The organism is Kitasatospora albolonga, assembly GCA_002082585.1.
In the GTDB taxonomy this organism is placed as follows: Bacteria; Actinomycetota; Actinomycetes; order Streptomycetales; family Streptomycetaceae; genus Streptomyces; species Streptomyces stephensoniae.
Genome location: CP020563.1, coordinates 994,078 through 1,014,496, shown reverse-complemented (window position 1 = coordinate 1,014,496; position 20,419 = coordinate 994,078). Strand labels below are relative to the sequence as shown.

Here is a 20,419-nt window from a genome sequence, read left to right as displayed (position 1 = left end):
TGCCTGTCGCGGCGGCGAACGACCGCGAGAATAAGGAGAGGTCCGCGGGCGTTTCGTGCCGCGCGGCGAGCCCGCTCGTTCTTCATGACGAGCACCGGCGTGCCGTGGTTCGGCGTCCCGGGCGAAGGGCCGAAGGAGCACTGACGATGGGCGAGGGGTACGCATGACTGACACCGGCCAGATCCCGGGTGAGGGACTGCCGGAGAACGCAGGCATGGTGGAGCAGCCGGGCATCCCCGCCCCGGACGCGTACACCTTCCTCGACCCCTCCGAGCACGCCCCCGAGGACGACGACCTCCTGCTGATGCCTGCCTCCCAGGGCGCGTGGAGCGACCCGCAGACGGTCCAGACCCAGGCGGCCCCCGCCCCGGCTCCGGCCGCGCAGGCTCCGGTCCCCGCCGCGGCTCCGGTTCCCGCCCCCGTTCCCGCCTCCGCGCCCGCCCCGGAGCAGGCGGCACCGCAGCTCCAGGCCCAGCAGCCGGAGCCGCAGGGACAGGCGCAGTACGCGGCACAGCCGCAGGTTCCCGCGCAGAGCCAGGAGGCCGTCCAGGCGCCCGGCGCCGCGCACGGTACGCACGAGTCCGGAGGCCGTGACACGGGCTCCGTCGACCTCAACGGCGTACGTATCCCGGCTCCGGCCCCCGCCCCGGTGCAGGCGCCCGCTCCGGTGGGCGCGCACGCGGCGGCCCCCGCCCCGGCCCGCCGCCCCCTGCACCGGGGTCCGGCTTCGGCCGAGGCCCCGTCGTACGGCGGCGGTACGCAGGGGGGCGGCGTGGTCCGCTCGCTGGCCGACCGGGGCCCCGCGGGAGCCGTCAGGACCGCGCCCCCCGTCCGCCACGGGGGCCCGCCGAGCACCGCGGGACCCGAGTACTTCGACGCGCCGTCCCCGGAGGCGCCGGTCCTGCCGGGGCCGCAGCTGGGCGAGATCCCGCCGCAGGGCGCGGCCATGTGGGGCGCCCCGCCGCAGCCGCCGCAGCCCGAGCCGGAGGTGACGGCCGCGTCCGCGTCCGAGCCGTCGGTGCAGGCGGAGGAGGTGGCCGAGGGCGAGGTGGCTGTTACGCCCGAGGCGGTGGAGCAGCCCGAGCAGGCCGCCGTTCCGCGGGAGCCCGTGCAGGCGGAGGTGGCGGGGGAGCCCGGGGCCGCCGCCGAGCCGGAACAGGCTGTCGAGGCGCCTGAGCAGCAGCCTGCCGAGGCTGTCGAGACGTCTGAGGTGGCCGCCGAGCCGGAGGCAGTCGTTCCGGAGGTGGCCGCTCCGGTCGCTGTGGCTCCGGTCGAAGCCGCTGAGGCCGAGGCCGCTCCGGTGGAAGCTGAGACCTCTCAGCCCGAGGTCGTTCCGGTGGAGGCTGCGGCCCCTCAGCCCGAGGCCGCTCCGGTTGAGGCGGCCCCGGTTCCCGTGGAGCCGGTCGCTCCCGCGCCCGAACCGGTCGAGCAGACGGCCCCGGCAGAAACGGTCGCTCCCGAGCCGGTCGCCGTCCCGCAGCCGGAGGTTTCCCAGCCGCAGCCGGAGGCTCCGGCGGAAGCGGTGGCTCCGGAGCCGGTCCCGGTTCCGGTCCAGGTCCCGGCTCCGGCTCAGGACGAGGAGCCGGCCGAGCCTCTCGCCGTGGCCCCGGCCGAACAGCCCGCCGAGGAGACCGTGGCGGCGCCGGAGGTTGTGGCCGATGCCCCGGCCGAGCCCGGAGCGCAGTTCGTCCCGGTGGAGCCCCAGGCCCCGGAGCCCGAGGCGCCCGTGCAACAGACCCCCGTGGCCGAGCCGGAGCCCGTTTCCGACCCCGTACAGCCGGTTGAGGCGGCGGAAACGCCCGAGACGGTCGAGACAGCCCCGGCCCCGACGGCGCCCGAGGTGGCTGTGGCAGCCGCAGAGGCTCCTGAGCCCGCCGCCACCGCCGAGCCCGAGCCCCAGCCCCAGCCCGAACCGGCAGCAGCCGAGCCGGTCGTGGCCCCGGTGGCGCCGGAGCCCGTACAGCTCCCCGCCGAACCGGAGCCCGTAGCCGTAACGGAGCCCGCGACCGTAACGGACGCCACGGACCCCGATGACGGCACCGGACCCGAGGTCATCGAGACCCCGGAACTGGACGAGCAGCCCGCGGCCGACGCGGCCCCCGCGGAGCCGTTCACCCCGCCCGCGCCCGGCTACGACGACGCGGAGCGCGAAGCGGTGCTCCGGGTCATGCGCGAGCGCCGGGACATCCGCAACGGCTTCCGCAGCGACCCCATCCCGCACGAGGTCCTGCTCCGGGTGCTGGAGGCCGCGCACACCGCGCCGAGCGTCGGCCACTCGCAGCCCTGGGACTTCGTCGTCATCCGCTCCGCCGAGACGCGCCGTTCCATGCACGAACTGGCCCAGCGCCAGCGCGACGCCTACGCCAGGTCGCTCCCCAAGGGCCGGGCGAAGCAGTTCAAGGAACTGAAGATCGAGGCCATCCTCGACACCCCGGTCAACATCGTCGTCACCGCCGACCCCACCCGGGGCGGCCGGCACACCCTCGGCCGCCACACGCAGCCGCAGATGGCCCCCTACTCCTCGGCGCTCGCCGTGGAGAACCTGTGGCTGGCGGCGCGGGCCGAGGGCCTCGGCGTCGGCTGGGTGAGCTTCTTCGACGAGCGCGAGATGGTCCGGGCGCTCGGCCTGCCCGAGCACCTCGAAGTGGTGGCGTACCTCTGCGTCGGTTACGTCGACGAGTTCCCCGAGGAGCCCGAACTGCTCCAGGCGGGCTGGTCGAAGCGGCGCCCGCTGTCGTGGGTCGTCCACGAGGAGACGTACGGCCGCCGCGCGCTGCCCGGCGAGGAGCCGCACGACCTGCTCCAGGAGACCATCTCCGCCATCCGCCCGCTGGACGCGAAGGCGCTCGGGGAGGCGTGGGAGCGGCAGAAGCGGATGACGAAGCCGGCCGGTGCGCTCGGCATGCTGGAGATCATCTCCGCGCAGCTCTCCGGCCTCTCCCGGATGTGCCCGCCGCCGATCCCGGAGCCCGCCGCCGTCGCGATCTTCGCCGGTGACCACGGGGTGCACGCCCAGGGCGTCACCGCGTGGCCGCAGGAGGTCACCGCCCAGATGGTGGCGAACTTCCTCGGCGGGGGAGCGGTCTGCAACGCGTTCGCCGCGCAGGTCGGCGCGGAGGTCTGCGTCGTCGACGTCGGCGTGGCCTCGGACCTGCCCGCGACCCCGGGGCTGCTGCCCCGCAAGGTGCGCAAGGGCACGGCGGACTTCACCACGGGCCCCGCCCTCACCAGGGAGGACGTCCTCGCCGCGATCGAGGTGGGCATCGAGACCGCCCGCGACCTGGTGGCGGCGGGCAACAAGGCGCTGCTCACGGGTGAGATGGGGATCGCCAACACCACCGCGTCGGCCGCGCTGATCTGCGTGTACACGGGGATCGACGCCTCCGAGGTGACGGGCCGGGGGACCGGTATCAACGACGAGATGCACGCCCGCAAGGTCGACGTCGTACGCCGCGCCCTCGACCTCCACCAGCCGGACCCGGCCGACCCGATCGGCGTCCTCGCGGCGGTCGGCGGCCTGGAGCACGCCGCGATGGTGGGCTTCCTCCTCGGCGGAGCCTCCCTGCGTACGCCGGTGGTCCTGGACGGCGTGAGCGCGGGCGCGGCGGCCCTGGTCGCCCGCGCCATCGCCCCCGAGGCCCTCGCGGCCTGCATCGCCGGCCACCGCAGCGCGGAGCCGGGCCACGTGGCCGCCCTCAACAAGCTGGGCCTGCGCCCCCTGGTCGACCTGGACCTCCGCCTGGGCGAGGGCACGGGCGCGCTGCTGGCGCTGCCGATCGTGCAGAGCGCGGCGCGGGCGATGCACGAGGTGGCGACGTTCGACGCGGCGGGAGTGACGGAGAAGTAGGTCCGCCACCCCGCCCCTCCGGGGTTCGCCATGTCAGCCCCTCCGGCGTTTGAGGAGCGGGGTCCGGGGCGGAGCCCCGAAACCTCAGCCTGTCCGGCGCTTGAGGACGAAGGAACCGGGGCCCGGGGCGGAGCCCCGGTTTCGGGAAGGGGCGGGTAGGGGACAGCCCGCCGCAGGCGCCCCCACCCCGCCCCCCCCACGGCCCCCCGCCCCCAGGCCCCACCCCCCACCACCCCGTATCGTGTTCCCCACCCAGGAACCCCCACTTCCGCACGTCACAGCCGCTCCACCGCCGCAGCGGCCCCTACGCAGCACCCCGCCCGAGGAGCCCGCACCGCCATGGCCGAGCACGCAGACCACGCAGGTCACCCGGAGAGCGCAGGTCACGCCGAGAACACCGGTGGCACCGGGAACACCGGTCACTCCGAGAGCGCCGACCACCCCGCGTACCCCGTGGGCCTGCGCCTCCACGGCCGCCGCACCGTCGTCATCGGCGGCGGCCAGGTCGCCCAGCGCAGGCTGCCCCAGCTCATCGCCACCGGTGCCGTCATCACGCTCGTCTCCCCGTCCGCGACCCCCTCCGTCGAGGCCATGGCGGACGCCGGGGAGATCCGCTGGGAGCGCCGCCGCTACCAGGACGGCGACCTGGCCGACACCTGGTACGCCCTCGTCGCCTCCTCCGACACCGCCGCCAACGACGCCGCGTCCGCCGAGGCCGAGCGCACCCGCACCTGGTGCGTCCGGGCCGACGACGCCGAGGCCGCGACCGCCTGGACCCCGGCCACCGGCCGCAGCGAGAACGTCACGATCGCCGTCCTCACCACCACCTCCCAGGGCCGTGACCCCCGCCACTCCGCCGCCATCCGCGACGCCATCGTCGAGGGCCTGCGCGACGGCACCCTCGCCGCCCCGCACCACCGCAACCACACCTCCGGAGTCGCCCTGGTCGGCGGCGGTCCCGGTGACCCGGACCTGATCACGGTCCGGGGCCGCCGCCTCCTCGCCGAGGCGGACGTGGTCATCGCCGACCGCCTCGGCCCCCGCGACCTGCTGGATGAACTGCCGCCGCACGTCGAGGTGATCGACGCGGCGAAGATCCCGTACGGGCGGTTCATGGCCCAGGAGGCGATCAACCAGGCGCTGATCGAGCACGCCAAGGCGGGCAAGTCCGTGGTCCGGCTCAAGGGCGGCGACCCGTTCGTCTTCGGCCGGGGCATGGAGGAGGCCCAGGCGCTCGCCGCCGAGGGCATTCCCTGTACGGTCGTCCCCGGTATCTCCAGCACCATCTCGGTCCCCGGAGCGGCCGGTATCCCGGTCACCCACCGGGGGGTCGCCCACGAGTTCACCGTGGTCAGCGGCCATGTCGCCCCCGAGGACCCGCGCTCGCTGGTCGACTGGGCGGCCATCGCCCGGCTGCGCGGCACCCTGGTCCTCCTCATGGCCGTGGACAAGATCGGAGCCATCGCCGCCGCCCTGATCGCCCACGGCAAGGACCCGGCCACCCCGGTCGCCCTCGTCCAGGAGGGCACCACCGCCGCGCAGCGCCGGGTCGACGCGACCCTCGCGGACGTCGGGGAGCGGGCGGTCGCCGAGGACGTGCGCCCGCCCGCCGTGATCGTCATCGGAGAGGTCGTCGCGGTCGGCCCGGACTCGGCACCGCAGCCGGACGACCCGTCGGCCGCATGACAGCGGACCTCACCGAGTAACCCGCGGTTACGCATCGCATCCCAGGCGTTGGCACCACACACCGGACAAGGCAGTATCACCCTGTGGCAGACATCATCACCGTCGACGACCCCGACGACCCGCGCCTGAGCGACTACACCGGACTGACCGACGTCGAGCTGCGGCGGCGCCGCGAGCCCGCCGAGGGCCTCTTCATCGCGGAGGGCGAGAAGGTCATCAGGCGCGCCCGGCACGCCGGGTACGAGATGCGCTCGATGCTGCTCTCGGCCAAGTGGGTCGACGTGATGCGCGATGTCATCGACGAGGTCCCGGCCCCGGTGTACGCCGTCGCCCCCGACCTCGCCGAACGCGTCACCGGCTACCACGTCCACCGGGGCGCGCTCGCCTCCATGCAGCGCAAGCCGCTGCCCACCTCCGACGAACTGCTCACCACCGCACGCCGGGTGGTGGTGATGGAGTCGGTCAACGACCACACCAACATCGGTGCGATCTTCCGCAGCGCGGCCGCCCTCGGCATGGACGCCGTCCTGCTCTCCCCGGACTGCGCCGACCCGCTCTACCGGCGTTCGGTCAAGGTCTCCATGGGCGCGGTCTTCTCCGTCCCGTACGCCCGCCTCGAAGCCTGGCCCAGGACGCTGGAGACCGTACGGGAAGCGGGCTTCCGGCTCCTCGCCCTCACCCCCGACGCCAAGGCCACCAGCATCGACGAGGCGGCCCCGCACCGGCTGGAGCGGGTCGCGCTGATGCTCGGCGCGGAGGGGGAGGGGCTCTCCACGAAGGCCCTGATGGCCGCCGACGAGTGGGTGCGCATCCCGATGGCGCACGGGGTCGACTCACTGAACGTGGGCGCCGCGGCGGCGGTTGCCTTCTACGCGGTGGCGACGGGCCGCCCGGAGAGCTGAGACGGGGCCACGGCTCCCGGGAGTCAGCCCGGCCCCGGCCCCCTGGGAGTCCGGGGCCGAACCCTCGGAGGGTTCCGCCCCCCCGGGGAGTCCGGCGCCGATCCCTCGGAGGGCTCCGGCCCCCTTCAGAGAGCCCCGGCTCCAGGCCCCAGACCCTCTCAGAGAGCCCCGGCTCCAAGCCCTCGGAACGGCTCGGCCCGCACCACCCCAGGCGTCCGGTCCGCTGCCTGCTCCGCCGCCCGGTCCACAGTCCGCTCCTGCTGTACGTTCCCGCCCAGGCCACGCGCCGGCCCCTGGCACCCCTGCGCGGCCGCGATCCCCAGCGCCACCAGCAGCGTCACGACCACGAACACCACCAGCCGCTGCCGCAGCAGCCGGGGGTTGGCGGGCCGCCGCCCCGTCGAGGTCGTCCGGGGCCCGGAACGCGTTCCCGGCCTGCCGTTCGTCCCGTTCGTCGCGCCCGGCCGCTTCCCGGAACCCGTGGTGGAGCGCGGCACCCGCTGCGGCCGGGACCCGCCGGTGCGCGGAGCACCCGAACGAGCGGGCGCGGGACGCCGGCCCTGCTGCGGGCGGCCAGTCGAAGGGCCCTCCGCGCGGCGGGTCTGCTGCTCGGTGTACGGGCCGTCGAGACGGCCGGTCGGCCGGTCCGGGTCCTGGGCCGAGCGCTGGACGGGCGGCCGGCCCTCATGCAGGCCCTGCGCCTCGCGCGCGGCGATCTCCTTGAGCCGCATGGACAGTTGGAGGGTGCTCGGCCGCTCCTCCGGGTCCTTCGCCAGACAGGCGCTGATCAGCGGGGCCAGCGCGTCGTGCACTCCGTGGAGCTGCGCCTCCTCGTGCACCACGCGGTAGAGCATCACCTCGGAACTGCCGTGCCCGAAGGGGGAGTCGGCCATCGCCGCGTACGCCAGGGTCGCCCCGAGCGAGAAGACGTCCGTGGCCGGGGTCACCGCCGCGCCCCGGACCTGCTCGGGCGCCAGGAAGCCGGGCGAGCCCACCGCCGTACCGACATGGGTCAGCGTGCTGGCCCCGGTCGCCCAGGCGATGCCGAAGTCGATGATGCGGGGGCCCTTGGGGGAGAGCAGGATGTTCGACGGCTTCAGGTCCCGGTGGACCACCCCCGCCTCGTGCACCGCCACCAGGCCCTCGGAGAGCGCCGCGCCGATCGAGGCCACCTCGGCGGCGGCCAGCGGGCCCTCCTCGGCGACCTTGTCGTGGAGGGAGGGGCCGGGGACGTACTGCGTCGCGAACCAGGGGCGGTCCGCCTCCAGGTCGGCGGCGACGAGCCGGGCCGTGCAGCCGCCCCGGATGCGCCGCGCGGCGGACACCTCGCGCGCGAACCGCGAACGGAACTCCTGGTCCTCCGCCAGATCGGGCCGGATCACCTTGAGCGCCACCCGCTGGCCGCGCCGGTCGGAGCCGAGATAGACGACGCCCATGCCGCCCGCGCCGAGCCGCCGGTGCAGCCGGAACGAGCCGACGAGACGCGGGTCCTCGCGCCGGAGCCGCATCATCGCCATCGTCTGCCCATCCCCGCTGCCTGGTCCGCCTGACGAGGCACAGCTTACGTACCCGGCGCCCGGTGCGCTCAGAGGCCGCGCCCTCGCCGGATATTCGATTGTCCGGGCCGCAGCCGGGACGTGAAGCGCGGTCAGGGAGCGGCGGTTCCGGGCCCGTCGGCCCGCACCGGACACCAAGGGGCTTCCTCACAAGGGGCGTTGGACCGAGCCGGGGCGGCCGGGCCCGTTCGGTGGTGGCGGTCGGGGATACCTCCCGGACGTACGGGGCGGGGGGCTCCGGGCGCGACCGCGGAGGGACGGGCGGCCTCCCTCGCGGGGCGGACGAAGTGAGTGAAGTCACCCGGCGGGGCCTTCCCGGTGGGGGTGTCCCCCCTGCCTCCCCTCCGGGATGACCCCAGGACGGGGTGGGCCGTCTCCACCCAGGGGAGTACGCCGACGGCCGACGGCTCATCCTCCGGGAGGCCCGGGATTCGGTACGCGGGCATGACGCCCCGTGCTCACCGGTTACCTAATGTTGAGGTCAAGCGGCGGGCGCAGCACTCGTCCCCCGAGGTCACACGCCCGTCGCTCCACTTTCAGGTCAGGAGAGGAACCATGTCGGACACGGCAGCGCGGACGATGATCCGCACCCAGGGACGCAAGGCGTACGCCGCCTTCGCCCCCCGCCCGTCCGGCACCCGCCACCCCTTGGTGGCGACGGTGATGGTGCTTCCCCTGGCGGCCCTGCTCGCGGTCGTCTTCGGCGGCTGGGACGCGGTGGTCACACAGGCGTCGTCCGTGGCGGTGATGCTGGGGCGCTGAGCGGCGCCCGGGGTCCGGAAGAGCGGTCCGGACCCTGGTATCGGGCCAACAGCCCCGTGGGGACGGGGGTGCGGCGGACGGCAGCGTTTGTCCGGTCAGCTGGGGAGCTGACCGGGCATCGCGCTGTCCGGGCCTGTTCGTCCCGGCGGACGGCCCGGTCGCCCGCCCCGGCACGGCCCCCGAATGCGTGCGGCTCCACCGCCCCGGGCCCCCTCCGCCGCGTACGCTCGGCGAGGACCGGTGGCAGGGCCGGGCCCGACCGCCGCCGGAGGAGCCATTGCGAACCCCCTCAGCCGCCCGCGAGCCATCGGCCCGTGGCACAGCCGCCTGTGACCTGGGAACCCGGGAGCCGGCCGCTCACGACTCCACCCCTTGCGGTTCAGCGGCCCATGAACCGGCCACCCCCGCCCCGGCCACCCACGACTCGGTCATCCGCGACTCGGTCATCCGCGACTCGGTCATCCGGGACCTGGGCGTCCTGGCGCACCGTCTCCACCACCCGTCGGGCACCTCCTGCGCCTGCGATCCGCCCCAGCTCCTGGCGGACCGGCCCGACGGCACCGTCGTCCGCAGCGGCCCCGTCGTCGCCAAGGCGCACGCCGCCGACGCGGAGCGCGAGGCTCTGGTGGCGCGGCTTGCCCTCGCCGCCGCCCCGCAGCTGGCGGGCGTCCTCCTTCCGCCGCTCTCCGCTCCGGGCCCGTCCGGACCGGTGGGGGCCGTCCCCCGTCCCGTCACCTTCTGGCCGTACGGCGTCCCCGTCGACCCCACCGACCCCGGCGCCGCTCCCTGGGCCGAGGCCGCCGTCCTGCTCGCCCGGCTCCACCGGACCCCGCCCCCGCACCCCCTCCCGCCGATGCGCGGCCCCCTCAAGGCGGCCCGGGCGGTCGCCCGGATGGCGGCCGCGCTCCCCGGGGACGGCGCGGTGCTCCCCGTACAGGCCGCCTGGCAGGCCCTGCCCGCCTGGGCCCGGGGGGAGGCCGCGCCGCCCGCCGACCGGGCCGGATTCCTCTGCCACGGCGACCTGCACCTGGGGCAGCTCGTCCGCCATCCCGCCCCGCACGGGCCCTGGTTGCTCATCGACATCGACGACGCGGGGGAGGGTGATCCGGCCTGGGACCTCGCCCGGCCCGCCGCCTGGTTCGCGGCCGGGGTGCTGGCCCCCGACGACTGGCTGCTGTTCCTGGACGCCTACCGGTCCGCCGGAGGCCCCGCCGTGCCCGCCGGGGCCGATGACGACCCCTGGCCCCGACTGGACGTCCCCGCCCGCGCGCTGACGGTCCAGACCGCCGCCGTCGCCCTCGCCAAGTGCGCCGCCGAGGGCCGGCAACCGGACGAGATGGAGCAGCTGATGATCGATTCCTGTGCCCGAATCGCTACGTTCCCACCCGAGTTGGCGCCCGGGTCCGCGTCGTAGGCTGAACGGACCGCGGCCGGGCAGGCGTTCCGGCGGCGGCACGACGAGGGCGAGGAGCCGAGCCGATGATGCAGTGCCCCAAGTGTCATGCGCAGATGCAGACGTACAACCGCAACGGCGTCCAGATCGAGCAGTGCGGCGGCTGCCGGGGGATATTCCTCGACTACGGCGAGCTGGAGTCGCTGACCCGCCTGGAGTCCCAGTGGGCCCAGCAGGCCCCGCCCCCGCCGCCCGCCCCGCAGCAGCCCTACCCGGCGGCGGCCCCTCCCGTCCACGCCCCCGCCTGGGGAGCCCCGCAGTACGGGCAGCAGCACGGCGGGCACTACGGCCACCGCCGCCAGAAGGGCTTCGGCCGGATGCTCTTCTCGTCCTGACGAGCCGCAGGCACGAAAGAACCCCCGGTCGTCTCGACGACCAGGGGTTTCTCGATGGTGCGCGATACTGGGATTGAACCAGTGACCTCTTCCGTGTCAGGGAAGCGCTCTCCCGCTGAGCTAATCGCGCCGGAACGCAGGATGACCGTGCGTGTACCGCCGTGTACTGCGTGCGCGATACTGGGATTGAACCAGTGACCTCTTCCGTGTCAGGGAAGCGCTCTCCCGCTGAGCTAATCGCGCGGGATGATCCTTACGGACCGGTGATCCTTGCGGATCAGTGGACGATACTGGGATTGAACCAGTGACCTCTTCCGTGTCAGGGAAGCGCTCTCCCGCTGAGCTAATCGTCCTTGGAGGTGGAGACGGGATTTGAACCCGTGTAGACGGCTTTGCAGGCCGTTGCCTCGCCTCTCGGCCACTCCACCAGGGATGGGGGTTCGGGAAGATCCCCCACCTTCTGCGAGCGGACGACCAGGTTCGAACTGGCGACCTCAACCTTGGCAAGGTTGCGCTCTACCAACTGAGCTACGTCCGCTTGTCTTTCCCGTTCCGCTTGCGCGTCCCGGCGACGTGTTGAACTCTAGCGGATTCCCGGGCCAGTACAAAAACGCGTTTGCGCAGCTGGTCGCCGTACCGCCGCCGTACCGTCGCCCCGACGCAGGTCATCGCGGGCGGTCCTAGACTCATCAGCGTGTTCCCCCTCGCTCCCATGGCCCGCTTCGGCGGCCTCGTCGCCTCCGGCCTCCAGGACGTGACCCACGATCCCGCGGCCCTGGACTCGTCCGGTTTCTGGGCGGTCTGTGCCGATTTCGAGGGCCGTACGGTCTGTGCTCGCTTCTCCTCCGTACGCAGGGAGGAGGTGCCCGCCCCCGTGCCCGGAGCCTGGCGCGGGCCCGCCGCCGGGGAGTGGAAGACCTCGCTGGACCGTGACGCCTACACGGCGGGCGTACGGCGCATCCGTGAACACATCGCGGCGGGCGAGGTCTATCAGGCCAACCTCTGCCGGGTCCTCTCCGCACCGCTGCCCGACCCCGGCCGGGCCGACGTCGACGCCCTGACCGCCCTGCTGGCGCGCGGCAACCCGGCGCCGTACGCAGGAACGATCCGCCTGCCCGGACACGGGGTGGAGGTCGCCACCGCGTCCCCCGAACTGTTCCTCCGCCGGGACGGGCGCACCGTCGAGTCCGGGCCGATCAAGGGGACCGGGCGCACCGAGGGCGATCTGCTGGAGAAGGACCACGCGGAGAACGTGATGATCGTGGACCTGGTCCGCAACGACCTGGGCCGCGTCTGCGCGACCGGGAGCGTCACCGTGCCCGACCTCTGCGTGGTCGAGAAGCACCCGGGCCTCGTCCACCTCGTCTCCACCGTGCGCGGTGAACTGGCCGGGGGCGCCGGATGGCCGGAGCTGCTCACGGCGGCCTTCCCGCCCGGCTCCGTCACCGGGGCGCCGAAGTCCAGCGCGCTGCGGATCATCGAGGAGCTGGAGCGGTCCCCGCGCGGGCCGTACTGCGGCGCGGTCGGCTGGGTCGACGCCGACCGGGGCACCGCCTCGCTGGCCGTGGGCATAAGGACGTTCTGGATCGACCGGACCGGCCCCGTGCCGCTTCTGCGGTTCGGGACGGGGGCCGGGATCACCTGGGGGTCCGACCCGGAGCGCGAGTGGGACGAGACCGAACTGAAGGCGTCGCGGCTGCTCGCTGTAGCGTCGGGCGCGTTCGAGCAGACAGGGTTCGAACAGACAGGAAGGACCGCTTCATGAGGATCTGGGTCAACGGCGGACTGCGGGATGCCGATGACGCCCGGCTGTCGGTGCTCGACCACGGGCTGACCGTGGGCGACGGCATCTTCGAGACGGTCCGCACCAGCGAGGGCAGGCCCTTCGCCCTCACCCGGCACCTCGACCGGCTGACCCGCTCCGCGCGCGGCCTCGGCCTGCCCGATCCCGACCTGGACGAGGTCCGGCGCGCCGCCACGGCGGTCGTCGACGCCAACCCCGTCCCCCTGGGGCGGCTGCGGATCACCTACACCGGCGGGCTCTCCCCGCTCGGCTCCGACCGGGGCACCGCCGGGCCCAGCCTCGTCGTCGCGCTCGACGGGGTGAGCCGCCGCCCGGACACCACCGCGGTGATCACGGTCCCCTGGACCCGTAACGAACGCGGCGCGCTCACCGGGCTCAAGACCACCTCGTACGCCGAGAACGTCGTCGCCCTCGCCCGGGCCCGCGAGCGGGGCGCCTCCGAGGCGCTCTTCCCGAACACGGCCGGCCGGCTCTGCGAGGGGACCGGGTCCAACGTGTTCGTCGTGCTGGACGGCCGTATCCACACCCCGCCGGTCGCCTCCGGCTGCCTCGCCGGGATCACCCGCGCGCTGGCCGTGGAGTGGACCGGGGCGGAGGAGAGCGACCTGCCGATGGAGGTGCTCGCCGAGGCCGACGAGATCTTCCTGACCTCGACCCTCCGCGACATCCAGGCCGTGCACCGCGTCGACGACCGGGAGCTCGCGCCGGAGCCCGGACCGGTGACGGCGAAGGCCATGCGGATCTTCGACGAGCGGGCCGGGAACGACCTGGACCCGTAGGGCCCCGCCGGAGCCCTTTCCGGACGGGCCGGAAAAGCGCGTGACGCGCTGCCGTCCAGGGGATACAAACCCTTGATGACCACGACACTCCGGCCGTCCGGGCCGCTTCAGCAAGGCGCCGACGGAGCGCGGGCGCGCCGTTACGACGTGTGCGACAACGGGCGGCCCGTCGGCGCCGTGTCGATCAGCACCGACGACGCGTTCGGCGCCTCGGCCGGAGTGGTGCGCTCCCTGAGCGTCGACGGACCGCAGCGCAGGCGCGGGCGGGGCATCATCGCGGTCCTCGCCGCCGAGGAGGTGCTGCGGGGGTGGGGGTGCACCCATGTGCGGGCCGAGGTCCCGGCGGAGAACGAGCCCGCCCGGCGGCTGGCCGCCGCCCTCGGCTACACCGAACGCAGCCGCAACATGGTCAAGACCCTCGGCCCGGACCCCGCTCCGCTGCCCGAGGGGCTCGGCTCGCGGGCGATGAGCGAGGAGGAGTACGCCGAGTGGCTGCGCGGGGCGGTGCGGGCGTACGCGCGGGAGTGGACCGACCGGGGCGTACCGCCCGAACAGGCCCGGCTCAAGTCCGAGGCCGACCACGCCGGGAACCTCCCGGACGGGCTCGCGACCGAGAACGTACGGTTCCGGGTGCTGCTCCACGGCGGCGCGGTGGTCGGCCATGTCTGGCTGGCCCTGCGGGAGCTGGAGCCGGGCCGCACCGCCGGGTTCGTCTTCGACGTCGAGGTGCGCGAGGAGCACCGGGGCCGCGGCTTCGGGCGGGCCCTGATGCTCCTCGCCGAGGACGTCACCCGCGCCTGGGGCCACGACCGGCTGGGCCTGCACGTCTTCGCCGCCAACACCCCGGCGCTGCGGCTGTACGAGTCCCTCGGCTACGCGACGACGCGGTACAACCTGGCCAAGGCGCTGTAGGGCCTCCCCGGGGCCGGTCGGTCCCGGGTCCGGGTCGGCCCCGGTCCTGCCGGGGCGGATGCCGGGCCCTGGCAGGACGCGCGGCCGGTGTCAGCCCCGCGCGGCCAGCAGCCGGTCGACGATCTCCTCGATCCGCTCGCGCAGCCCCTCCTGGCTCTTGCCGCCGTCCAGCCGCTCGTCGCCGACCACATAGGTGGGCGTGCCGGTGACGCCGATCGCCTTGCCCTCGGCCTGGTCGGCGTCGACGATCAGCAGATGGCGGCCGTCGATCAGCGCGGTGTCGAACTCCTCGGCGTCCAGCCCCAGTTCGCGGGCCACATCGAGCAGCACCGGCTCCCCGGTCCGGCCGAGCTCCTCGGTCCTGGCCAGGACCGCCTCGATGTACGGCCAGTCCCGGCCCTGGGCCGCGGCCTCCTCGGCGGCCTGCGCGGCGGCATAGGCGTGCTTGTGCTTCTCCAGCGGGAAGTGCCGCAGCCGGAGCTCGACGCGGTCGCCGTACCGGGCGCGCAGGGCCCGCACATCGCTGAGGGCCCGGCGGCAGTCGGGGCACTGGAGATCGCACCAGAGGTCGAGGACGACCGGCGCGGCAAGGGGGGAATCGCTCATGGAGGCAGTCTTCCAGGCCGGTCGGAGAGCTCCCAATCCGCACCCGCGGCCGGTGGCCGTGACCGGCACCTGCGGAGGAGTACGGCCCTGAAATGTCCCTGAGGTGGACCGGCGCCGTGGCCCCGACACCGGTCGTCGGTGCAGGATGGAAGGGACGTTCCCCTGCGCCTGGAGGCCCTGATGCTTGCCGAGACCATCTGTTCCGCGGCGTCGGCGGCGGGCCTGGGCATCGCCGCGATCACCGCCTACCGCAAGCGGTTCCTCACCGCGACCAGGATCGCGGCCTACTCCCTCGTGCCGGTCGGCCTCGTTCTGACCGGGGTCGTCCAGTGGGTCTCGGGCATCGCGTTCAAGCCGAGCGTCTGGATCGGCTTCGGGGTGCTCGGCCTCGCCTGGCTGCTCTTCATGACCACCCGGGCCATCGAGCGCCGCAGCGGCACGACCCGCGCCGAGCGGAAGGCGGCACGGGCCGCCGAGCGCAACGAGGCCGTGGCCCCGGGCGCCTCCGCGCCCGCGCTCGGCGCCGGAAGCCAGACCGCCCGGCCGACGGCCGCGCCCACGGCGGCGAAGCCGGGGAAGAGGCAGGAGGCCGCCGCCCCCGCCGACGACTTCAGCGACATCGAGGCGATCCTGAAGAAGCACGGCATCTGAACGAGGAACGCCGAGAAACAGCGAGAAGCACCGAGGGGCGATGAGGAACGACAAAGAACACCGAGGAACGACGAGGACACGGCATCCGGGCGCGCGCGGCACAGGGGGTACGCCTGAACGCGCACGCTTTTCGCCGGGCCGGGCCCGAATGTCTGATGGCCGCTCGGACGCCGGAGCGAATTCCGGGGGCCACGGGACGGTGAACTCCCGGTGTAATGGGGAAGGTTGATCGCCAACCGGGCCCCGGGTGAGTCATGATCGCCTCGAGATGGTGGACACATCCCGGGGCGAGGCCCCCGCACCCCCTGCCGAAGAGCCCCGTGGCTGCCTCTTCGCGCTCTCCCAGCCACCCCTGATGATCTTTTTGACGGTCATCGGGAGCCTGCTGCTGATGGCGGCGCTGCATGACTTGTTCCTGTTATGACCCCGGCCGCTCAGCGCCCGGCCTCCCGGCGGCTCACGTCCCGGCTTCCCGGCGCCGGGCCCGGTACGCGGCGACATGGAGCCGGTTGCCGCAGGTGCGGCTGGAGCAGTAGCGCCGGGAGCGGTTGCGCGAGAGGTCGACGAAGGCCAGCCCGCAGTCCGGTGCCTCGCAGCGCCGCAGCCGCTCCTGCTCGCCGGCCACGATGATGAAGGCCAGGGCCATGCCGCAGTCGGCGGCGAGGTGGTCGGAGAGCGAGGCGTCCGGCGCGAAGTAGTGCACGTGCCAGTCGTAGCCGTCGTGGTCGGTGAGCTGGGGCGTGGTCCCGGCCGCCGCGACGAGCCGGTTGACGAGGTCGGCCGCGGTACGGGCGTCGGGCGCCGCGAAGACCTCCGCGAAGCGGCTCCGTACGTCCCGCACGGCGGCCAGGTCCTTCTCGCCGAGGGTGCCGACACCGCTGATGTGGTGCCGCTCGGCGAAGGCGTACAGCGCGGCGACATCGGGGAGCCCGTCCTCGGGCCCTTCCATGACGCCGTCCACGAGTCCGTCCGCCGGGCCGTCCCCGGGCGGCTCGTTCTCCGGTGCGGTGTTCACCAGATCGACCACCGTGTCGAGGGCGATCCGGGTGTCGTGAGGGATCAGCACGCTTCGCTCCCTGGCCTTCCGGCGGGCGGGCGCCTGCCGGTGGCGGCTGACTCTACTGGCTCGCCGGGCCGCTGCCCGGCCCGGTGCGGGCCTCCGGGGGAGCGGCCGCCCCTGGAGGCCCCCGGCCCGCTCCCCGGGACCGTGGCGCACGCACAGGCGCCGTCGCCGCGGTGGATTCCGCGGCGGCGGCGCCGGTGTCTGCCCTATGAGGTTGTCCGCGCGACGCCGTCTCCCCGAGTCGGACGGCGTAGCGCAGCTCTCGGCCTGGCTCAGCTCTCGGCCAGGATGTGTGAGAGCTCCGTGTCGAGATCGAAGTGACGATGCTCGGTGCCGGGCGGGACCGCGGCGTCGGTCCTTTTCAGGAACGACTCCAGGGCCCGCGCCGGAGCTTCGAGCAGGGCTTCGCCCTCTGGGGAGCTCAGTGCGATGCAGACGACGCCTTGACCGTGACTACGTGATGGCCAGACGCGGACGTCTCCGGTGCCGGTGGGCCGGTGCAGCCCCTCGGCAAGGAGGTCACGGGCGAAAACCCATTCGACCGTCTCCTCCGCTCCGGTGTGGAAGGTGGCGTGCACGGCATAGGGATCGGCCGTGTCATACCGCAGGCCCGCGGGAACAGGCAGTGAGGACTCGCTCGACACAACGAGGCGCAGGTGCAGCTCGCAGCTGACCGTGGTGTTCATAAGCGCCAGGGCCTTTCGCTCAGTGTGCGCTCGGGGATTCGCACGTCGGCGAAATCGACATGCCACCTACGGTGGCGTTGTAAACCCCTCTGACCCATTTGTGATGCTTCGGGTCCCTCGCCCAGCGGTGTGTAACTTTGAGTCATGCGCCCAATCAAGTGACGAGGACGGGTCGGGTAGGTTGAGCTCCATGAATGCGGAGAGTGACGAGCGGATCGAGACCGCCGAAGAGGCGGCCACGGGGTCCGCTTCGGGGGGCACGGCCAAGGCGGAACGTGAGCTGGGATCGCGGGCGCCGGGCTTCATCAAGGCGTCCAGGCCGTTGCACCTGAGCTGGCAGGTCGGCGTCTTCGTCGTCGGCCTGGGGGTCGTGGTGGCCGGTGCGCTGATGCTGGTGCTGCCGGGCCCCGGCTGGCTGGTGATCTTCGGCGGCATGGCGATCTGGGCGACCGAGTTCGTCTGGGCCCAGCTGGTGCTGCGCTGGACGAAGCGCAAGGTCACCGAGGCCGCCCAGCGGGCCCTCGACCCCAAGGTCCGGCGCCGCAACATCATCCTCACCACGGTGGGGCTGGTGATCATGGCGGTGCTGGTCGGGATCTACGTCTGGAAGTTCGGCCTGGCCCTGCCGTGGACGGTCGGCGAGTAGCGCCGGGACGGTCCGGGAGCACCGCTGACATGGGGTAATGTTTGCGGTGCGCCCGGGCGATTAGCTCAGTGGGAGAGCGCTTCGTTCACACCGAAGAGGTCACTGGTTCGAACCCAGTATCGCCCACCCGGACAGAGGCCCCCGAGACTTTCCGAAGTCTCGGGGGCCTCTGCGTCGCCCGGTCCCCGGGGCCGGGGGACCGGGCGACCGGGCGACACGCTCACCGCATCCGCCCCACGATGTCCTTCAGCCGCCGGGCGTCGCGCAGCCGCTGCTCGTACGTGGCCCCCACCGCCAGCAGCAGCAGCCCGGCCAGCGCCGGAGGCAGCCAGCGCGGCAGGGCGCCCGCCACCTGGACGACGTACGGCGCCAGCTCGTGCAGGGTGTCCAGGGCCAGCACCGCACCGCCGAGCAGCAGCAGCGCCTGGAGCCGGTACCGCGCCCCCAGCAGCGTGATCACCAGGGCCGCCACGCCCAGCAGCAGCGGCCGCACCCAGTCCGGGTCGGTCCAGGCCACGGCCAGGCTCGGCAGCAGCGTGGCCGCGAGCCCGGGCCCGTACGCCGTCCAGGAGGACGCCTCGGGGTCCTTGCGCCGCCGCAGTACGCCGACCACCAGCGCGGGCACCGTCACCGGCAGGGTGTACGCCTCCGGCACCGACACCTCCGACGCCGCCAGCCGGACCCAGGTGGCCGCCACGAACAGCACCGCCGCCAGATACCCCGCCGCCGGCCGCCGCTCCGGGCGCACCGCGGCCCCCGCCGCCAGCACCCCGCACAGGGCGAGCACCAGGGCCAGGAACGGCGCGTCCGGCACCGCCGCCCCGACGGCCACCAGAGCGCCCAGCGCCCCGGCCAGCTCCACCGGCAGCGCCACCGGGTGCAGCCGCAGCCGCGCCCCCAGCGCCACCGTCAGCGCGGGCACCACGAGCAGCAGCGGCGCGGCCTCGTGCGGCGCGAGCCCCAGGGAGCGGGCCGCGCACCCGGTCAGGACCGTGCCCCACACCACCGCGGCGACCGCGAACACCGCCTGCGCCACCACCGCCCGGGTCAGCAGCGCCGCCCCCGCGAACAGCACCAGCAGCGCCCCGAACACCGCGTATGTGGCCGCCTCCACCGCCAGCGACAGCAGCCCCACGCTCACCGCGCCGACCACCGCACCCACCAGAGCGCACACCGTCACGGCCGACCGGCCGCCACCGGAGCCGGAGCCCTCTCCGGTGCTCCCGGCCGTCCCCGCACCCTGGACCGCCACCACCAGCAGCCCCGCCACCAGCGCCGTCTCCAGGACCAGCGCGGCCGGGTACGGCACCCCCAGCGTCGCCGCCGCGAGCAGCACCGCCCCCCAGCCGAGGCCCAGCGCCCCCGCGCCCGCCGCACCGCGCACCTTCGCACCCGGTGAGAGCAGCGGAGCGGCTGCCCGGACCAGCGACGGCCACCGGTAGTACGCCGCACCCAGCACCCCGGCCACCACCGCGAGCACCACCGGAGCCCCGGCCGCCCGCGACCACGCCATCGACTCGCCGAGCGCACCCCGGAACCCCTCCGGCGCCCCCGCCCACACCTCGGCGACCAGCCGGACGGGCCCCAGCAGCACCGCCGCGACCGGCGGCAGCGCCCACACCAGCGCACCGGCCACCACCGCGCCCGCCGCCAGCAGCACCCCGAGCCCGGCGCCCCGCGGCAGCCGTACCCGTACGACGTACAGCAGGGCGAGGCCGCAGAGCAGATACGCCGGAACGTGCCAGGTGTCCGGCACCGCCGTCCGCAGCACCCCGCCGACCGCCGCCACGGCGGCCAGACCGGCCACCGCGCCGCCCACCTGCGCGAAGCCGTTCGGGGCGTGCCAGGCACCGGCCAGCGCCGCCACGGCCGCCGTCAGCAGCAGCGCGCCCGGCAGCACGGCCCCGAGCGGACCGTCGGCCGTCAGTGACTGCGCCAGCCCCACCAGCAGCGCGGCGGACCCCGTCACCGCCAGACCGATGCCCGCCGTGACCCGTACCCCCAGGCCCTTGCCCCACAGGGCGAGCGCCCCGTCCAGCACGGCCGTCGCCAGCAGCGCCCACCCGACGACGACCGCCGGGGCACCGGCGGCCCAGGCGCCCAGCAGCAGCGGCCACTGGGCGAAGAACACGGCGGCGGGCAGCGGCAGGTGCAGCTTGTCCAGCGCCAGGCCGTAGCCCGCCCAGAGCGCCGCGAGCACCGCCGCCGCCCCTGCCGTGAACGCGAGCCCGTCCGTGTCCGGAGCCGCCACCGCGTGGACCGCGTAGGCGTCCAGCAGCGTCAGCACCAGCGCGAGCGCCGCCAGCGCCTCCGCCGTGGCCCCCAGCTTCCGGCGCAGCAGGAGGGCCGGGGCCGCGAGCGCGGCCAGCGTCACCAGCGCCAGGACGGCGGACCGGCCTGCGATCCCCATCGAGCCCCAGCTGACGAGGGTGAACGCGACGGCCGCGACCGTCAGCAGCAGACCGCCCAGCGTCAGCAGCACGTTCTGCGCGCTGCGCGGCGCGGACGACGCCGGGTGCCGCGCAGCGACCCCCCACGGCTGCGCCGGAGGCCGCCCGGCGGGCGGGGCACCCCACTGGCCCCACGGGGGCGCGGCCGGGGCCTGCGCCCGCACCACGTCGACCAGCCAGGCGCGGCGGGTCAGCAGATGGGCCCGGCGGGCGTCCAGCTGGGCCAGTTCTCGGTCGAGGAGCGCCAGTTCCTCGGCGGGCGGCGGCACATGTTCCATGTA

16 protein-coding genes and 6 tRNA genes are annotated in these 20,419 nt (G+C 74.5%); 12 read left to right on the top strand and 10 right to left on the bottom strand.

Going from position 1 to position 20,419, the window contains the following annotated elements; translation table 11 throughout:
* Nucleotides 1-163 precede the first annotated feature (163 nt).
* From B7C62_04335 to B7C62_04325, 3 genes are all read left to right on the top strand, one after another.
* Nucleotides 164-3,847 carry a 5,6-dimethylbenzimidazole synthase gene (locus B7C62_04335; GenBank protein ARF71570.1) on the top strand — a complete coding sequence of 1,228 codons (3,684 nt, stop codon included), beginning with the start codon at nucleotides 164-166 and terminating at the stop codon, nucleotides 3,845-3,847.
* A 453-nt stretch (nucleotides 3,848-4,300) separates the two neighbouring features.
* Entirely contained in the window at nucleotides 4,301-5,533 is a 1,233-nt protein-coding gene (locus B7C62_04330) for a uroporphyrinogen-III C-methyltransferase (GenBank protein ID ARF76980.1), read from the top strand.
* A gap of 83 nt (nucleotides 5,534-5,616) precedes the next feature.
* Nucleotides 5,617-6,435: an rRNA methyltransferase gene (locus tag B7C62_04325; protein ARF71569.1), complete on the top strand. Its 819-nt coding sequence runs from the start codon at nucleotides 5,617-5,619 to the stop codon at nucleotides 6,433-6,435.
* Nucleotides 6,436-6,593: 158 nt separating this feature from the next.
* Here the strand turns inward: B7C62_04325 and B7C62_04320 are convergent, their stop codons facing one another.
* A complete protein-coding gene (locus B7C62_04320) occupies nucleotides 6,594-7,952 on the bottom strand; it encodes a serine/threonine protein kinase (GenBank protein ARF71568.1) in 1,359 nt (452 codons plus the stop codon).
* A gap of 594 nt (nucleotides 7,953-8,546) precedes the next feature.
* On the opposite strand from B7C62_04320, the gene B7C62_04315 reads away from it, so the two are divergent.
* The 3 genes from B7C62_04315 (at nucleotide 8,547) to B7C62_04305 (ending at nucleotide 10,541) form a co-directional block, all read left to right on the top strand.
* A complete protein-coding gene (locus B7C62_04315) occupies nucleotides 8,547-8,753 on the top strand; it encodes a hypothetical protein (protein ID ARF71567.1) in 207 nt (68 codons plus the stop codon).
* 445 nt (nucleotides 8,754-9,198) lie between these two features.
* Entirely contained in the window at nucleotides 9,199-10,167 is a 969-nt protein-coding gene (locus B7C62_04310; protein ARF76979.1) for an aminoglycoside phosphotransferase, read from the top strand.
* 65 nt (nucleotides 10,168-10,232) lie between these two features.
* Nucleotides 10,233-10,541, top strand: a complete 309-nt coding sequence (locus B7C62_04305; GenBank protein ARF71566.1) for a zf-TFIIB domain containing protein — start codon at nucleotides 10,233-10,235, stop codon at nucleotides 10,539-10,541.
* A 55-nt stretch (nucleotides 10,542-10,596) separates the two neighbouring features.
* On the opposite strand, the gene B7C62_04300 is transcribed toward B7C62_04305, so the two are convergent.
* The 5 genes from B7C62_04300 to B7C62_04280 all read right to left on the bottom strand — a co-directional run bounded on the left by B7C62_04300 (nucleotide 10,597) and on the right by B7C62_04280 (nucleotide 11,079).
* A tRNA-Val gene (locus B7C62_04300) sits at nucleotides 10,597-10,671 on the bottom strand.
* A gap of 41 nt (nucleotides 10,672-10,712) precedes the next feature.
* Nucleotides 10,713-10,784 (bottom strand) — tRNA-Val (locus B7C62_04295).
* Nucleotides 10,785-10,822: 38 nt separating this feature from the next.
* Nucleotides 10,823-10,894 (bottom strand) — tRNA-Val (locus tag B7C62_04290).
* A 1-nt stretch (nucleotide 10,895) separates the two neighbouring features.
* Nucleotides 10,896-10,969: transfer RNA gene (locus B7C62_04285), tRNA-Cys, on the bottom strand.
* Nucleotides 10,970-11,006: 37 nt separating this feature from the next.
* Nucleotides 11,007-11,079 (bottom strand) — tRNA-Gly (locus B7C62_04280).
* A 174-nt stretch (nucleotides 11,080-11,253) separates the two neighbouring features.
* Here B7C62_04280 and B7C62_04275 point away from each other — a divergent pair.
* The 3 genes from B7C62_04275 (at nucleotide 11,254) to B7C62_04265 (ending at nucleotide 14,036) form a co-directional block, all read left to right on the top strand.
* Nucleotides 11,254-12,306 carry a chloride transporter gene (locus tag B7C62_04275; protein ID ARF71565.1) on the top strand — a complete coding sequence of 351 codons (1,053 nt, stop codon included), beginning with the start codon at nucleotides 11,254-11,256 and terminating at the stop codon, nucleotides 12,304-12,306.
* Nucleotides 12,303-13,124: a 4-amino-4-deoxychorismate lyase gene (locus B7C62_04270; protein ARF71564.1), complete on the top strand. Its 822-nt coding sequence runs from the start codon at nucleotides 12,303-12,305 to the stop codon at nucleotides 13,122-13,124. The genes B7C62_04275 and B7C62_04270 overlap by 4 nt, the downstream gene beginning before the upstream one ends.
* Before the next feature lie 75 nt (nucleotides 13,125-13,199).
* A complete protein-coding gene (locus B7C62_04265; GenBank protein ID ARF71563.1) occupies nucleotides 13,200-14,036 on the top strand; it encodes a GNAT family N-acetyltransferase in 837 nt (278 codons plus the stop codon).
* A gap of 90 nt (nucleotides 14,037-14,126) precedes the next feature.
* Here B7C62_04265 and B7C62_04260 read toward each other — a convergent pair whose 3' ends face one another.
* The gene (locus tag B7C62_04260; GenBank protein ARF71562.1) at nucleotides 14,127-14,642 is read right to left on the bottom strand and encodes a disulfide bond formation protein DsbA; all 516 of its coding nucleotides are present in this window, start codon (nucleotides 14,640-14,642) and stop codon (nucleotides 14,127-14,129) included.
* 180 nt (nucleotides 14,643-14,822) lie between these two features.
* On the opposite strand from B7C62_04260, the gene B7C62_04255 reads away from it, so the two are divergent.
* A complete protein-coding gene (locus B7C62_04255; GenBank protein ID ARF71561.1) occupies nucleotides 14,823-15,293 on the top strand; it encodes a hypothetical protein in 471 nt (156 codons plus the stop codon).
* A 457-nt stretch (nucleotides 15,294-15,750) separates the two neighbouring features.
* On the opposite strand, the gene B7C62_04250 is transcribed toward B7C62_04255, so the two are convergent.
* Entirely contained in the window at nucleotides 15,751-16,359 is a 609-nt protein-coding gene (locus tag B7C62_04250; GenBank protein ARF71560.1) for a hypothetical protein, read from the bottom strand.
* A gap of 269 nt (nucleotides 16,360-16,628) precedes the next feature.
* Nucleotides 16,629-17,042 carry a sporulation protein SsgA gene (locus B7C62_04245; GenBank protein ARF71559.1) on the bottom strand — a complete coding sequence of 138 codons (414 nt, stop codon included), beginning with the start codon at nucleotides 17,040-17,042 and terminating at the stop codon, nucleotides 16,629-16,631.
* A gap of 190 nt (nucleotides 17,043-17,232) precedes the next feature.
* On the opposite strand from B7C62_04245, the gene B7C62_04240 reads away from it, so the two are divergent.
* Together B7C62_04240 and B7C62_04235 are read left to right on the top strand one after the other, a co-directional pair.
* Nucleotides 17,233-17,688, top strand: a complete 456-nt coding sequence (locus tag B7C62_04240) for a TIGR02611 family protein (GenBank protein ARF71558.1) — start codon at nucleotides 17,233-17,235, stop codon at nucleotides 17,686-17,688.
* Nucleotides 17,689-17,742: 54 nt separating this feature from the next.
* Nucleotides 17,743-17,817 (top strand) — tRNA-Val (locus B7C62_04235).
* Between the two features lie 91 nt (nucleotides 17,818-17,908).
* Here the strand turns inward: B7C62_04235 and B7C62_04230 are convergent.
* Entirely contained in the window at nucleotides 17,909-20,416 is a 2,508-nt protein-coding gene (locus tag B7C62_04230; protein ARF71557.1) for a hypothetical protein, read from the bottom strand.
* Nucleotides 20,417-20,419 lie beyond the last annotated feature (3 nt).

Coding starts and splice junctions, on each gene's coding strand:
- B7C62_04265 (ARF71563.1), top strand. CDS start 13,200: ATGACCACGACACTCCGGCCGTCCGGGCCGCTTCAGCAAGGCGCCGAC.
- B7C62_04305 (ARF71566.1), top strand. CDS start 10,233: ATGATGCAGTGCCCCAAGTGTCATGCGCAGATGCAGACGTACAACCGC.
- B7C62_04275 (ARF71565.1), top strand. CDS start 11,254: ATGGCCCGCTTCGGCGGCCTCGTCGCCTCCGGCCTCCAGGACGTGACC.
- B7C62_04230 (ARF71557.1), bottom strand. CDS start 20,416: ATGGAACATGTGCCGCCGCCCGCCGAGGAACTGGCGCTCCTCGACCGA.
- B7C62_04255 (ARF71561.1), top strand. CDS start 14,823: ATGCTTGCCGAGACCATCTGTTCCGCGGCGTCGGCGGCGGGCCTGGGC.
- B7C62_04335 (ARF71570.1), top strand. CDS start 164: ATGACTGACACCGGCCAGATCCCGGGTGAGGGACTGCCGGAGAACGCA.
- B7C62_04315 (ARF71567.1), top strand. CDS start 8,547: ATGTCGGACACGGCAGCGCGGACGATGATCCGCACCCAGGGACGCAAG.
- B7C62_04320 (ARF71568.1), bottom strand. CDS start 7,952: ATGGCGATGATGCGGCTCCGGCGCGAGGACCCGCGTCTCGTCGGCTCG.
- B7C62_04270 (ARF71564.1), top strand. CDS start 12,303: ATGAGGATCTGGGTCAACGGCGGACTGCGGGATGCCGATGACGCCCGG.
- B7C62_04245 (ARF71559.1), bottom strand. CDS start 17,042: ATGAACACCACGGTCAGCTGCGAGCTGCACCTGCGCCTCGTTGTGTCG.
- B7C62_04260 (ARF71562.1), bottom strand. CDS start 14,642: ATGAGCGATTCCCCCCTTGCCGCGCCGGTCGTCCTCGACCTCTGGTGC.
- B7C62_04240 (ARF71558.1), top strand. CDS start 17,233: ATGAATGCGGAGAGTGACGAGCGGATCGAGACCGCCGAAGAGGCGGCC.